This window comes from Mesorhizobium sp. P2_A12 (assembly GCF_056405075.1).
The window spans coordinates 48676-62394 of sequence record NZ_JBFUCU010000017.1 but is presented as its reverse complement, the minus strand read 5'-3'; the positions used below and the strand labels follow the sequence as shown (position 1 = coordinate 62394).

At 61.2% G+C, this 13719-nt stretch carries 12 protein-coding genes and 1 tRNA gene; 10 read left to right on the top strand and 3 right to left on the bottom strand.

Going from position 1 to position 13719, the window contains the following annotated elements:
- Positions 1–11 precede the first annotated feature (11 nt).
- From AC1DZU_RS28015 to AC1DZU_RS27990, 6 genes are all read left to right on the top strand, one after another.
- Complete coding sequence (locus AC1DZU_RS28015; RefSeq protein ID WP_477289851.1) at positions 12–1031, top strand: glycosyltransferase family 2 protein; 1020 nt, start codon at positions 12–14, stop codon at positions 1029–1031.
- The gene (locus AC1DZU_RS28010; RefSeq protein WP_477289850.1) at positions 1024–1725 is read left to right on the top strand and encodes a class I SAM-dependent methyltransferase; all 702 of its coding nucleotides are present in this window, start codon (positions 1024–1026) and stop codon (positions 1723–1725) included. The genes AC1DZU_RS28015 and AC1DZU_RS28010 overlap by 8 nt, the downstream gene beginning before the upstream one ends.
- Positions 1726–1735: 10 nt before the next feature.
- On the top strand, positions 1736–2179 hold the full coding sequence (locus AC1DZU_RS28005) for a GtrA family protein (RefSeq protein ID WP_477289849.1): 444 nt from the start codon (positions 1736–1738) through the stop codon (positions 2177–2179).
- Between the two features lie 35 nt (positions 2180–2214).
- Entirely contained in the window at positions 2215–3696 is a 1482-nt protein-coding gene (locus tag AC1DZU_RS28000; RefSeq protein WP_477289848.1) for a hypothetical protein, read from the top strand.
- Between the two features lie 212 nt (positions 3697–3908).
- Complete coding sequence (locus AC1DZU_RS27995) at positions 3909–5798, top strand: acyltransferase family protein (RefSeq protein WP_477289847.1); 1890 nt, start codon at positions 3909–3911, stop codon at positions 5796–5798.
- A 93-nt stretch (positions 5799–5891) separates the two neighbouring features.
- Positions 5892–5965 (top strand) — tRNA-Gly (locus AC1DZU_RS27990).
- Here the strand turns inward: AC1DZU_RS27990 and AC1DZU_RS27985 are convergent.
- Together AC1DZU_RS27985 and AC1DZU_RS27980 are read right to left on the bottom strand one after the other, a co-directional pair.
- Positions 5954–6205: a hypothetical protein gene (locus AC1DZU_RS27985; protein ID WP_477289846.1), complete on the bottom strand. Its 252-nt coding sequence runs from the start codon at positions 6203–6205 to the stop codon at positions 5954–5956. The two genes, AC1DZU_RS27990 and AC1DZU_RS27985, sit on opposite strands and share 12 nt — an antisense overlap.
- Positions 6206–6348: 143 nt before the next feature.
- Entirely contained in the window at positions 6349–7338 is a 990-nt protein-coding gene (locus AC1DZU_RS27980) for a LysR family transcriptional regulator (RefSeq protein WP_477225371.1), read from the bottom strand.
- A 311-nt stretch (positions 7339–7649) separates the two neighbouring features.
- Here AC1DZU_RS27980 and chvE point away from each other — a divergent pair, with 311 nt between their 5' ends.
- From chvE to araD1, 4 genes are all read left to right on the top strand, one after another.
- Positions 7650–8720, top strand: coding sequence for a multiple monosaccharide ABC transporter substrate-binding protein (gene chvE / locus AC1DZU_RS27975; protein ID WP_184877702.1), 1071 nt, complete (start codon positions 7650–7652; stop codon positions 8718–8720).
- 121 nt (positions 8721–8841) lie between these two features.
- Entirely contained in the window at positions 8842–10374 is a 1533-nt protein-coding gene (gene mmsA, locus AC1DZU_RS27970) for a multiple monosaccharide ABC transporter ATP-binding protein (protein ID WP_477289845.1), read from the top strand.
- Positions 10371–11663, top strand: a complete 1293-nt coding sequence (gene mmsB, locus AC1DZU_RS27965; protein ID WP_095082262.1) for a multiple monosaccharide ABC transporter permease — start codon at positions 10371–10373, stop codon at positions 11661–11663. The genes mmsA and mmsB overlap by 4 nt, the downstream gene beginning before the upstream one ends.
- Before the next feature lie 193 nt (positions 11664–11856).
- Positions 11857–12849 carry an AraD1 family protein gene (gene araD1, locus AC1DZU_RS27960; protein ID WP_477289844.1) on the top strand — a complete coding sequence of 331 codons (993 nt, stop codon included), beginning with the start codon at positions 11857–11859 and terminating at the stop codon, positions 12847–12849.
- Positions 12850–12894: 45 nt separating this feature from the next.
- On the opposite strand, the gene AC1DZU_RS27955 is transcribed toward araD1, so the two are convergent.
- A complete protein-coding gene (locus tag AC1DZU_RS27955) occupies positions 12895–13668 on the bottom strand; it encodes an ABC transporter substrate-binding protein (protein ID WP_095084265.1) in 774 nt (257 codons plus the stop codon).
- Positions 13669–13719 lie beyond the last annotated feature (51 nt).

The following is a 13719-nucleotide window of genomic DNA, read 5'->3' as shown; positions in this document are numbered from 1 at the left end:
ATTTGGTGGAGATGGAGAAAAACACCGCGCGACGCGCCGTCATGCTGTCGGTGGTCGTCCCATGCTACAATGAGCTGGATGGGGTGGCCGAACTTCATCGACGGGTGACGGCCGCATGCCTGGAACAGGGATCCTCCTATGAGATCGTGCTTGTCATCGACGGCGCGACAGACGGTACGCGCGAGGCCATCTTCCAGTTGGCGGAAAAGGACGACCATGTCGTCGCAATCGACCTTGCCCGCAACTACGGCCACCAGATCGCGTTGAGCGCGGGGCTCGAATTCTGTCGCGGCCAGCGCATTCTCATTCTCGATGCCGACCTGCAGGATCCGCCTGAACTGCTCGGCGCAATGATGGCGAAGATGAATGAAGGCTTCGATGTCGTTTACGGCCAACGGCAGAGCCGCGACGGGGAAAGCTGGTTCAAGCTCGCCTCCGCCTCGATGTTCTATCGCTTGCTGCGCCGCATGGTCGATGTCGAGATCGCTTCGAATTCAGGGGATTTCCGGCTGATGAGCCGCCGCGCGCTCGACCATCTGAACGCGATGCCCGAACGCTACAGGTTCATTCGCGGCATGGTGAGCTGGATCGGACTGAAGCAGGTGGCCTTCCCCTATGAACGGCATCGGCGCTTTGCCGGCACCACCCACTATCCCCTGAAGAAGATGGTTCTTCTGGCGGTCGACGCGATGACCAGCTTTTCCATCGCACCCTTGCGGTTCGCCTCGCTGCTTGGAATGTTGTTCGGGCTTCTGGGCCTGGTCGTGCTCGGCTACACCCTGGTCGAATGGTCGGTCGGAAACGTGTTGCCCGGCTGGACCAGCCTTGCCGCGATCGTGCTGATCCTTGGCAGCGTCCAGCTTATGGTGCTTGGTATCTTCGGCGAGTATCTCGGGCGCATGTACATGGAGACAAAGCGGCGGCCGCTTTACTTCGTCAACGAGATCGTTTCGCGCAGCCAGGCAGCCGAGGACAAGGATCTGCCCGTCCACCGCCTGCAGGAGATGGCAAAGAGGGCCGCACGTGCTTGAGGCGGAGTTCGACCAGTTTGCACGGGAGTACCAGGAGCAGCATGCCGCCAGCATAAGGCTGAGCGGCGAAACCCCGGACTTCTTCGCCAAGTACAAGATCGACGACATCGCCGCGACGCTGAGGCGGGCCGGCGTGAAACCGCGACGGATACTCGACTTCGGCGCCGGTGTCGGCAACTCGCTCGGCCATATGCGCAACGCTTTTCCGGACAGCGAGATCACCTTGCTCGATCCTTCGCGGGAATCGCTCGACATCGCCAGCAAGCGCTTCCCCGGCCAGGCCGCCTTCACGCATTTCGACGGCGAGACAATTCCCTTTGCCGACGGCAGCTTCGACCTGGCTTTCGCGGCCTGCGTCTTCCACCACATTCCCGAGGACCTCCAGGTCGGACTGCTCGCGGAGATTGGCAGGGTGCTGGCCGGTGGCGGCAGCTTCTTTGTTTTCGAGCACAATCCGTGGAACCCGCTGACCACGCACGCGGTGAGAAATTGCGCCTTCGACGAGAATGCGGTCTTGATAAATGCGCACGAGATGCGCATGCGCATGGCCGAGGCGGGTCTTGCCAACACCCAGATCATCTACCGGATCTTTTTTCCTCGGCTGCTTGCGCGGCTGAGGCCGTTCGAGCGTTTCCTCACCAAGATTCCTGTCGGAGCCCAATATTTTGCGCATGCGGTCAAACCTGCCGTTTGACTATCCGAGGATGCTGCGATTTGGCGTCGTCGGCCTGTTGAACACGGCGCTGGGCTACGCCGTCATTCTGGCCGGACTTGCGCTGGGTCTTGGCGACATCGTCGCCAATGCCACTGGCTTTGGCGCCGGCCTGGTCCTCGGCTTCTTCCTCAACCGCCAATGGACCTTCACCCGCGCCGATGGCTTCCGGTCAGGAACCCTGATGCGATATGGGGGCGTCTTCCTGGTCGCCTACAGCATCAATCTGGCAGTCGTGATCGCCGCCCGCTCAGGAGGCATCACCGAAAGCCCGCTGGTTCACCTCGCGGGAATCTGCGTCTATTCGGTTGTCTTCTACCTCGGTTCGGCTCACTTCGTGTTTGTCGGGCGCGGAGGTCGCAAAGACGATGACGCCGACCGGAACCTTCCGATGGCCGGTGGGTCTCGGCGGATGCCGACCAGTCGAAATCCTTGAACCAACTGTCATCGGAAGCGATTGGAGGCGGCGCCATGAACAACGCTCAGGCCAGTGCGGGCGCGGCAACGTACGATCAGCGTATCCGGCTGATATTCTGCCTGTTCACCGCCTGTATCATGGCGGCGGTGCTGGCCGCCTTCGCCCCTTCCATCCTGCAGGATCCCGACAGTTGGTGGCAAGTGAAGGTCGGACAGGATCTCCTGGCGAGCCGGACATTTCCGACAGTCGACCCTTATTCCTACACGTTTGCCGGCCAGCCATGGATCGCCAAGGAATGGTTGGGGCAGGTCCTTTTGGCTCTTGCCTATCGGGCGGGAGGCTGGAACGGCGTGGTCACGCTGATCATCGCCATGATTTCCCTGACGGTTTTCCTGATGGGGTGGTTTCTCAGCACATGGCTGAAGCCGATCCTGTCGATTGCGCTGGCCTTCATCGCAATGGCCCTGATCACCCCGATCTTTACGGGGCGTCCACATATCTTCACTTTCCCGATCATCGTCGTCTGGACGGCGATGCTCTTTCGTGCGGCATGGGAAGAACGGGCGCCACCCTGGTGGCTGCTTGTGCTCGTTGTGTTGTGGGCGAACCTGCACGCCACCTTCACCTTGAGCTTCTTTATCGCAGCTTTCGCCGGTCTCGATCTGCTGACGCGCACAGGTCTCACAAAACCGGCCCTCGTGGCGAAATGGATCGCATTCGGTCTGCTTTGTCCGCTGGTCAGCCTGATCCACCCGTATGGCGTCCAGGCTATCCTGGCGACCTTCGCCGTGGCCTATGGCAACGAGGCGGTGTCGCTAATCGCGGAATGGCGGCCGTTCAATGCGCAGGATCTCGTTGTCCAGGAAGTTGCTATGCTGGCGGCGCTGTTCGGGCTGCTGGTGTCACGGTTGCGAATTGGCTGGGCCAAGGCGCTATTCATTGTCTTTACCTTGCACGCCTTTCTCGCCCATCTGCGATTCATGTATCTGTTCTTCCTCCTGGTTCCGGTGGTGATCGCGATGGAGGTCGCACAGCAATATCCCTCGCTTTCGGCCACCGCATGGCTGGCTGAAAGGCGCGACGGGCTGGAACAATTCTTCGCCAGGCGGTTTTACGCGATCTGCGGCGCGGCAGCTGTTATGGTCATCGGCGCGGTAGCCGTGTTCGGCAGCGTCTATCATGTCGCGCCGAGCCCGAAGACGTCGGCCAGCGGGGCGCTGGCGTTCGCCGAAAGCCATCATCTCTCCGGCAACGTGCTGAATTCCTACAATTTCGGCGGCACGCTGATCTTCCACGGGATCAAGACCTATATCGACGGTCGGACGGACCAGCTGTTCCTGGGCGGTTTCACAAAAGCCGATGACGAGACGGGGCACAGCAACGGCAAGCCGCTTCTCGAAGCCCAACTGAAGAAATACGCGATAGGCTGGGCGCTGATTGCAGCCGACGACAGTCGCATTCCTTTCTTCGACCAACTGGGCTGGAAGCGGGCCTATTCGGACGATGATGCGGTGATCTACCTGCCCGGCGCCTGATCCCGCCGCGCCGGCGCGGACCGGCCTCGCCAGCATTCGAACTGGCATATGCCTTGACACTTATGTTGCGGTGCAGCAAAGTTGCACCGCAGAGGATAGGCATGTGACACCGACGAGCCGGAATTTTTTGCACCAGCGGGACATCGCCGTATGAGCGGCGTCTTGAGCTCGCAGAACCAAAGCCTCCGGCCGCGGCGCGCGAGCCTGCCCGGATGAACTATAGGCGCGACATCGATGGCCTTCGGGCCGTGGCGGTGCTGCCCGTCCTGCTCTTCCACTTCGGCGTCTCCGCCATTCCCGGCGGCTTCACCGGCGTCGACATCTTCTTCGTCATATCGGGCTATCTGATCAGCGGCAGCCTGCTCGACGATCTCGAGCGCGGCCAGTTTTCGATCGGTCGCTTCTATTGGCGCCGCGCACGGCGCATCCTGCCGGCGCTGACCTTCGTCATCCTGCTCGCAAGCATTGCGGCCTGGTTCATCCTGCTGCCGTCGGACCTGCACGAATTCAGCTTGAGCGTGATCGCCGCCTCGACCTTCTGGTCGAACATCTATTTCTGGAAGACGACGAACTATTTCTCCATCGACGCCGAACTGCGGCCGCTGCTTCACACTTGGTCGCTTTCTGTCGAAGAGCAGTATTATATCTTCGCGCCGATCCTGCTCTATTTGATCTACCGATATGTCTCGAAGCGCTGGCTGACGGTTCTGCTGCCGATCGCCATCGGCAGCTTTGCCGTGGCGGTCATGGCAACGTCGCTGGCGCCGACAGCCGGCTTCTACCTGTTGCCGACGCGCCTCTGGGAACTGGCGCTTGGCGCCATGCTGATGCTGAAGAAGCCACCGGCGCTTGCCAGCCGGCCGGCCATGGAGCTGATCGGCCTCGCCGGCTTTGCCCTGATCGCCTTTGGCTTTCTGACGATTTCGGAGAGCGACCCGTTTCCGGGCTACAATGCCTTGTTCCCCTGCATCGGAACCGCCCTGCTCATCTATGCGGGTCACGATCACGCCGGCGCCGACAGGCCAGCCCCTGTTGCCACCCGCGTCCTTCGGTTCGCGCCGCTGGTCTGGGTCGGTCTTATTTCCTATTCGCTCTACCTCGTTCACTGGCCCATCAACTCATTCGTCCACTATCTCTCGCTGAAAGCCATCGGCGTGCCGACGGTCATCGCTATGATGGTGGCCAGTTTCGCCCTGGCGACATTTTCCTGGAAATATGTCGAGCAGCCGTTTCGCCGGAAACGGGCGTTCACCGCCCCATTGCCGATCTTCGCCTTTTCGGCGACGGCGATCGTCCTGCTCTGCGTCGGCGGCTTGGCCGGCGCGCTCGGCGGTGGTTTTCCGCAACGGTTCCCGGACTTCTCGACCGAGCCGATCCGGGTCGGCGACTGGCGCAACGGCGTCTGTTTCAACGAAGGGGCCCGCATCGACACCTGGAACCTCGCAGACTGCACCCGCACCCAGGGCTTTGCCACCAACGTGCTTTTGTGGGGCGATTCCTTCGCCGCGCACTATGTTTCGGGACTCGACGCCAACGCCCAGAAAATCCAGGCCAATGTCATCCAGTACACCTATGCTGGCTGCCCGCCCGACCTCACCTATTTCTCCTATGCCCGGCCAAGCTGTACCCTTTTCAACGAACGGGCCCTGTCGATTATCCGCGACGCCAACATCCGGGCGGTGATCCTGAGCGGCCGATGGACCGACTACCAGGTCAGAGGCTTCGATGGCCTGCAAAAAACGATCGATCGGCTTCGCGACATGGGCGTCAAGGTCTATGTCATCGGCCAGTCGCCGGAATTCATCGCCGACGTCCAGAAGATCGCTTTCTTCGCAAGACGGGAGCATGTCGAGAACACGTCCTGGCCGACGGCCATGGATCCGGGTATCAACAAGCGGGTGCTGCCGTTCGCCAAAGGGGCGACGTTCATAGATCCGCTGGCATATCTGTGCGATGCGGCTGGCTGTTCGTACGCCGATGCGGACAGCAGGCAATTTCTCTACTTCGATTATGGCCACTTCTCTTCCGCCGGTGCGACATTAGCCATCTCGAAGTACTGGCCAAGCTTTGCCGCCGGCAACAAGCTCGCCAGGGCAAGATAGCGATCGCAGGTCGACACGCATCGCCGCAGCCTGCGGTGTAAACGCCGCTTTGCGATTGCCCGAAGGCCAACCCGCGTGGTAACGAGGGCTCGCGCGGGTATGATGTAATGGTAGCTTGTCAGCTTCCCAAGCTGAACGCGAGGGTTCGATTCCCTCTACCCGCTCCAGCCCATGGCGCCAGAAACAATTTCAGCGCCTGCCTGTTCGTCGAACAAAACAGAGCAGCCTCGTGCAAGCGCTACCGTTGCTAGCGCATTTGCCACTACGTCGTCCGATGAGACGAAATCGCCGGTCAACACCCGCAATTCTTCCACGCCTTCAGCCATCGACACGAAATTCCCGACAGATCGTTCGTGCTTGCAGGCCTCTACCACGCAAAGCAGGTCGATCATTTCGAAGCTGCGCATGTTCGGGCTCCTGAACAAATTGTCCCTTGCAGGGTATGAACGCATCGGCCGGAAATAATGTTCCCGGCCTGACTGTTCGACAGCCCTGGCGGCTCTTTCAGGTGCTTTACGCGCCCGATCGAACCCGAAGCCTGGCCGAGCCGTCATCCCACCTCTCGCAGGATGAAGTCGTGCAGCATCTTGGCGGCCGGCGACAGCACACGGTTCTTCACCGTGATCAGGCTGTAGGGTCTGACCTCGATGTCGAATTCGGTCTGGACGACGTCGATGGCGCCGGCCAGCCCATCGGGATTCTGGATGAATTTCGCCACCTGGACCGATACCGGTGCAATCGCATCGGAATGCGCGACCATGACCAAGGTCAAGAGCAGCGAGCTGGTGTTGAGGATCCGGTCCGGCAACGCGATGTTGCGGTTGAGGAAATTGCTCTCCATCGCCTGGCGCAAAGGCGACCCGCCCGACTGGAAAACCCAGTCGTAGGCGGCGGTGTCCTCCAGCCGCACCGCCTCGCCCTTGGTGAGCGGATGGCCCCGGCGCACGATCAGGCAGGCCTTCTCGACGCCGATGACGCGCGACTCGAACAGTCGCGGATTGAGATCGTCAGGGATGCGCGCGATGATGAAATCATGGCGCGTGGCGATCAATTCGCGTGCCAGCACGTTGGAGGTCTCGACCTGCATGGTGATCTCGATGCGCGGATAGATGCGGCGGATTTCGCGAATCGCCGGCACCGCCAGCTCGATTGCCGGTGCCGTCACAGCGCCGAGGAACACCGAGCCGCCTTTGCCCGCCTTGAGTTCGGAAATTTCGCGGTCGACCTCGCGCATTTCCAGGAGGATCGAGCGCGCGCGCCTGGATAATGCCTTGCCGAAAGGCGTCAAGGTGATGCCGCGCGGCAGCCTTTCGCACAGCTTGACCTCGAGCACGGCCTCCATTTCGCTGATCATGCGCGAAGCCGCCGGCTGAGAAATGTTCATAACCTGGGCTGCCGCGCTCACCCGGCCATGGTCGTCGAGCGCGACGATCATACGCATGTGGCGCAAGCTGAGGCCACTGCGAAGCAAGGTTTCGCCGTCGCCCGGCATCTCTCTGTAACCATTTGAAATCGCAGTCGGATTCCTTAGCGCCGCCATAGCCTCTCCTTGCTTCTGCTCGCAGGCTGCCAGCGGTCGCGCCAGCCGTCTCGCCTCGATAGCATATACCAATATTGATATAGCAATCATCAAAGATCGCATTTGACAGTTATGGCAAAGGATCACAACCTTCGCGCGTTCCGAGACGTGACGGTCGCAGACGAGAAAAATCGTATCGATTGAAATCAGCGCCTCGGGGCCATGGGAGGATACCGGAGATCGATATGACGGCAGCAGTGCCTTGGCGCTTCTGCACGATTGCGCGGCCCGCGACCCCCGGGGTGCCGCGTCCATCAACCAGGGAGAGTTAAGTGAAAATCATCAAGACGTTAGTTGCCGCCTTGGCGGTCAGCATCGCGGCCATGTCGGCCACCGCCTACGCAGCCGACAAAGGCCTCGTCGGCGTGCTGATGCCCACCAAGACCTCGCAGCGCTGGATCAATGACGGCGACGCCGTCAAGTCCCAGCTCGAGGCTCTGGGCTACACCGTCGACCTGCAATATGCGCAGGACGACATTCCAAACCAGCTCAGCCAGCTGGAAAATGAAATCACCAAGGGCCCGAAGGCGCTGATCATCGCCTCGATCGACGGCACCACCCTGTCGGATGCGCTGCAGAAGGCCGCTGACGCCGGCGTCGTCGTCGTCGCCTATGACCGCCTGATCAAAAAGACCGCCAATGTCGACTACTACACGACCTTCGACAATTTCGGCGTCGGCGTCATCCAGGCGAATTCGCTGGTCAAGGGTCTCAAGGAGCGTTTCCCGAACACCAAGCCGTGGAACGTCGAACTGTTCGGCGGCTCGCCCGACGACAACAACGCCTTTTTCTTCTACAATGGCGCGATTTCCGTCCTGCAGCCACTGATCGACGACGGCTCGATCAAGATCAAGTCCGGCCAGACCGGCATGGACAAGGTCGGCACGCTGCGCTGGCTGGCGGCAACCGCTCAGGCCCGCATGGACAATCTGCTCTCGGCCAACTACTCGGACGGCAGCCGCGTCGATGGCGTTCTGTCGCCCTATGACGGCCTGTCGCGTGGTATCACCGCATCGCTGCGCGCTGTCGGCTACGGCACGGACGCTCAGCCCTGGCCGATCGTGACCGGTCAGGACGCCGAGACCGCCTCGGTCAAGCTGATCATCTCGGGCGAACAGTACTCGACCGTGTTCAAGGACACCCGCGAACTGGCCAAGTCGACCGTTGAGCTCGTCGACAAGGTGCTCTCGGGTGGCAAGCCGGATGCCCTCGACACCAAGACCTACAACAACGACGTCAAGGTCGTTCCCTCGATCCTCTTGACGCCGCATGAAGTCGACAAGTCGAACTACCAGGCGCTGGTGGTCGACTCCGGCTACATCAAGGCCGACGAGCTGAAGTAATCCGGTTGCAAATCCAGGGGTCCTGCGCAACGCAGGGCCCCTTTTCGTTCACCAGCGGGCCCGGTATTGTTACCGACCTCGCCGGCAGTGTTTGCCGACCTCTCAGGGAGCGGTAGTCCCAATGGCCTCGACGATTTTGGAGATGCGCGACATCACCAAGACGTTCCCCGGCGTGAAGGCGCTGTCGAACGTCAACCTCAGCGTCGAGGAAGGCGAGATCCATGCCGTGGTCGGCGAGAACGGCGCCGGCAAGTCGACGCTGATGAAGGTGCTCTCGGGCGTCTACGCGTCCGGCACCTATGATGGCGCGATCGTCTACCGTGGCGAGGAATGCCATTTCAAGGGCATTCACGACAGCGAGCACAAGGGCATCGTCATCATCCACCAGGAGCTTGCGCTGGTGCCGATGCTGTCGATCGCCGAAAACATTTTCCTTGGCAACGAACACGCCAGATTTGGCATCATCGACTGGAATGCCAACGAGACACGGACCAGCGCCTTGCTGAAGAAGGTGGGCCTCAAGGAGGACCCCAAGACGCTGATCACCAATATCGGCGTCGGCAAGCAGCAGTTGGTCGAGATTGCCAAGGCGCTCAGCAAGGAAGTGCAGCTGCTGATCCTCGACGAGCCGACGGCCAGCTTGTCCGAAAAAGACAGCCAGGCACTGCTCGACCTGCTGCTTGAATTCAAGCGGCAAGGCATCACCTCGATCCTGATCTCGCACAAGCTCAACGAGGTGAACCGGGTCGCCGACAAGGTCACCATCATCCGCGACGGACGGACCATCGAAACACTTGCCAAGCAAGACATCTCGGAGGACCGCATCATCACCTCGATGGTCGGCCGTTCGCTCGACGACCGTTATCCGCCGCGCGAGCCCAAAATCGGCGAGGTCGTGCTCCAGGTGAAGAACTGGTCGGTCTATCACCCGATCCATGCCGAGCGGCAAGTGATCAAGGGCATCGATATCAATGTCCGCAAGGGCGAGGTGGTGGGTATCGCCGGGCTGATGGGCGCCGGACGCACCGAATTCGCGATGAGCCTGTTCGGCCGCTCCTATGGCCGCCGCATCACTGGCGAGGTGCTGCTCAAGGGCAAGCCGATCGATGTCTCGTCGGTGAGCAAGGCGGTGGAACACGGCATTGCCTACGTCACCGAGGACCGCAAGACCTACGGTCTCAATCTCATCGATCACATCAAGCACAACATCACGCTGGCCAACCTGCCCGGCGTGTCGCGCCACGCCGTGATCGACGACCTGCGCGAACTTGCCGTCGCCAATGATTACAAGGCCAAGACCAACATCCGCTCGTCCAGCGTCTATCAGATGACCGGCAATCTGTCGGGCGGCAATCAACAGAAGGTGGTGCTGTCGAAATGGCTGTTCGCCAATCCGGAAGTGCTGATTCTCGACGAGCCGACGCGTGGCATCGACGTCGGCGCCAAGTATGAAATCTACACCATCATCGCCCGCCTCGCCTCCGAGGGTAAGGCGATCATCGTCATCTCGTCGGAGATGCCAGAACTGCTCGGCATCACCGACCGCATCTACGTCATGAACGAAGGCCGCATCGTCGGCGAAATGGCGGCGAGCGACGCCAGCCAGGAAAAGATCATGCGCGCCATCGTTCGGGGAGAAGGAAAAGCATCATGACCACCGAAAGCGCTCCCGCGCCGAAAAGCGGCGTCGCCGAAGATGTGCAGCAGGGGCCGCGTGTGGCCGTCTCGGCGCTGATCACGAATCTGCGGGAATACGGCCTGATCCTGGCGCTGATCGCCATCATGGTGTTCTTCCAGTTCACCACGTCCGGCACGCTCTTCAAGCCGGTGAACCTGAGCAATCTGGTGCAGCAGAACAGCTTCATCATCGTGATGGCGCTGGGTATGCTTCTGGTGATCGTTTCGGGCCATATCGACCTCAGCGTCGGCTCCGTCGCCGGCTTCATCGGCGCGCTGGCGGCAATGATGATGGTCATCTGGCCGCTTGGCCCCCTCAGCAATCCGCTGGTTGTGTCGATCATCTGCCTCATCATCGGCGGCGGCATCGGCGCGGCCCAAGGCTACTGGATTGCCTATCACCGAATACCGAGCTTCATCGTGACGCTGGCCGGGATGCTGATCTTCCGTGGCATCTGCCAGGCGCTGCTGGGTGGCGGGTCTTCCGTGGGGCCGCTTCCAGATGGCTTCAAGGCGCTCAGTTCCGGCTTCATTCCGGACGTGATCGGCCCCTTGACGCTGATCCCGCCGACGGTGAACGCCGCCGGCAAGACCATCATCGGCAGCGGCCTGACACTGCACATGACGACGATCCTGATCGGCGTCGTCGCCGTGCTCGCCTATGCGTATTTCGGGCTCAAGGCACGGCGCACGCGCGAGCAGCACGGCTACGAAGCCGAGCCTTTCACACTGTTCGTCATCAAGACCCTGGTGACCAGCGCGCTGGCGCTGTTCCTGGTCTACCAGTTCGCCAGCTACAGGGGCTTGCCGATCGTTCTCATGGTGATGGGCGTGCTGATCGCACTGTTCGTGTTCGTCACCAAACGCATGACGATCGGCCGGCGCATCTACGCAATGGGCGGCAATGCCAAGGCTGCACAGCTATCGGGCATCAAGACCGAGCGACTGACCCTAATGGTGTTCGTCAATATGGGCGTGCTGTCAGCGCTTGGCGGCCTGATCATCGCGGCGCGCCTTGGGCAGGCGGTGCCGGCGGCAGGCCTCGGCAGCGAGCTCGACGTCATCGCCGCGGTGTTCATCGGCGGCGCCTCGGCGATGGGTGGTGTCGGCCAGGTCATCGGCGCTGTGGTCGGCGGCTTCATCATGGGCGTGATGAACAACGGCATGTCGATCATGGGCGTCAATGTCGATTGGCAGCAGGTGGTGAAAGGCCTGGTGCTGCTCGGCGCGGTGGTGTTCGACGTCTACAACAAGAACAAGGGCTGAGGAAACAGGAAGGCATACGGGTCACATCGCGGCGCTGCCCGGCGGCACGAAAAGAAGTCCCCCTGAGGGACCAGGCTCGCGAGCGCAATCCGAATGGAGAATTTCACCCGTGGCATGGACGAGGTCCTGGCCGCGCTGGGCAAGGTTTGCCTTTCCGGCAGCCCCTGCCAAGGCAAATGAGAGAGGATTCATCATGCTGATCTCCCAAATTCTCGATGACGCCGAGACCATCCGCGTCGTTGCCCGCAACGGCGGCAAGACCCGGATCATCAATGGCGCCCGCAGCGTCTATTCGCTGGCGATGGAGGCCGCCCGGACCGGCGTCGGCCTCGTCGCGCTGATCGAACGCAAGGGGCTTGGCGAGACAATCGATCTCGATGCCGCCTACAAGAAGGGGCGGCTGCTGTCGCCGATCAACCACCCCGACCCGGCGCACCTGCATCTGACCGGCACCGGACTGACACATCTCGGATCGGCCGCGACGCGTGATTCCATGCACAAGAAGCTCAGCACCGACGGCCAGGAGGAACTGACCGATTCGATGAAGATGTTCCGCATGGGGCTGGAGGGCGGCAAGCCGGCGAAAGGCCAGATCGGCGTGCAGCCGGAATGGTTCTACAAGGGCAACGGCACGATGGCGGTGGCGCCAGGCGCAGCACTGCTGTCACCCGCTTTCGCCAAGGACGCCGGCGAAGAGCCGGAAGTGGCCGGCATCTATGTCATCGGCGACGATGGCGCACCGTTCCGTGTCGGCTTCACGCTGTCGAACGAGTTTTCCGACCACGTCACCGAGCGCGTGAACTATCTGTTCCTGGCCCACTCCAAGCTGCGCAACGCGGCGTTCGGGCCGGAAATCCTGATCGGCGACCTGCCCGCCGACATCCGCGGCAGCTCGCGCATCTATCGTGACAACGAGGTGCTGTGGGAAAAGCCGTTCCTGTCAGGCGAAGCGAACATGTCGCACACCATAGCCAATCTCGAACACCACCACTTCAAATATGCGGCCTTCCGCCAGCCGGGCGACGTGCATGTGCACATGTTCGGAACGGCGACGCTGTCCTTTGCCGACGGCATCAAGACCGAGGCCGGCGATGTGTTCGAGATCGAGGCCAAGGATTTTGGCCTGCCGCTGCGCAACCCACTCGAGATCGAGCAGCCGGTGAAGGTGGCGGTGAAGGCGCTTTGACAGCACGACCTCCCCCACGAGTGGGGGAGATCGGCCGTTCGAAGCTCAATAAATATCGAAGTCGAAGTACTTGGCCTGGATCTTCTTGTAGGTGCCGTCGGCGACGATGGCGTCTATTGCCGCATTGAGCTTGTCGCGCAGCGCGGTGTCTTCTAGGCGAACGGCAATGCCGGCCTGGGTCTCCGTGCCCTTGACGTCGCCGACCAGCTTGCAGCAGCCGTCGCTTGCCTTCTTCAACCAGTCCACCAGCACGAATTTGTCAGAGATGACGGCATCGAGACGGCCGTTCGTCAGATCGGTGATCGCCTCTTCCTGGGTCGGGTAGAGTTTCGCCTCCGCGCCAGCCTTGCCATAGACATTCTGGGCATAGTCGGCCTGCGTGGTCGAGGCCTGGGCGCCGACCGTCTTGCCGGCAAGGGCCGCCGGTTCGGTCGAGGTGAGTTCGGTATCCTTCGGCGCCACCAGCGCGAGCGGAGTCGTATAGTATTTGTTGGTGAAGGAGACCTGCTTCTTGCGTTCCTCGGTGATGCTCATCGAGGCGATGATGGCATCGAATTTCTTGGCCTGCAGGGCGGGGATGATGCCGTCCCAGTCCTGGGTGACGATCTCGCACTCGACCTTCATCTGCGCGCACAGCGCATTGGCGATGTCGATATCGAAGCCGACGACCTTGCCGTCCGGGGTGATGGTGTTGAACGGCGGATAGGCACCCTCGGTGCCGATCTTCAGTTTCTCAGCAGCCTGCGCCGACAGAGAGCCGGCCGCCATCAGCAACACGGCAGCACCTGCTGCCGATATGATCCATTTTGAAATCCGCATTTTCTTGGTTCCCCTTGAACGCCGCCAGCTTGGCGACCAGAAAGCCAGCCA

Coding starts and splice junctions, on each gene's coding strand:
- mmsA (WP_477289845.1), top strand. CDS start 8,842: ATGGCCTCGACGATTTTGGAGATGCGCGACATCACCAAGACGTTCCCC.
- AC1DZU_RS28005 (WP_477289849.1), top strand. CDS start 1,736: ATGCTGCGATTTGGCGTCGTCGGCCTGTTGAACACGGCGCTGGGCTAC.
- AC1DZU_RS27980 (WP_477225371.1), bottom strand. CDS start 7,338: ATGGCGGCGCTAAGGAATCCGACTGCGATTTCAAATGGTTACAGAGAG.
- AC1DZU_RS27955 (WP_095084265.1), bottom strand. CDS start 13,668: ATGCGGATTTCAAAATGGATCATATCGGCAGCAGGTGCTGCCGTGTTG.
- AC1DZU_RS27985 (WP_477289846.1), bottom strand. CDS start 6,205: ATGCGCAGCTTCGAAATGATCGACCTGCTTTGCGTGGTAGAGGCCTGC.
- AC1DZU_RS28015 (WP_477289851.1), top strand. CDS start 12: ATGGAGAAAAACACCGCGCGACGCGCCGTCATGCTGTCGGTGGTCGTC.
- AC1DZU_RS27995 (WP_477289847.1), top strand. CDS start 3,909: ATGAACTATAGGCGCGACATCGATGGCCTTCGGGCCGTGGCGGTGCTG.
- AC1DZU_RS28000 (WP_477289848.1), top strand. CDS start 2,215: ATGAACAACGCTCAGGCCAGTGCGGGCGCGGCAACGTACGATCAGCGT.
- araD1 (WP_477289844.1), top strand. CDS start 11,857: ATGCTGATCTCCCAAATTCTCGATGACGCCGAGACCATCCGCGTCGTT.
- mmsB (WP_095082262.1), top strand. CDS start 10,371: ATGACCACCGAAAGCGCTCCCGCGCCGAAAAGCGGCGTCGCCGAAGAT.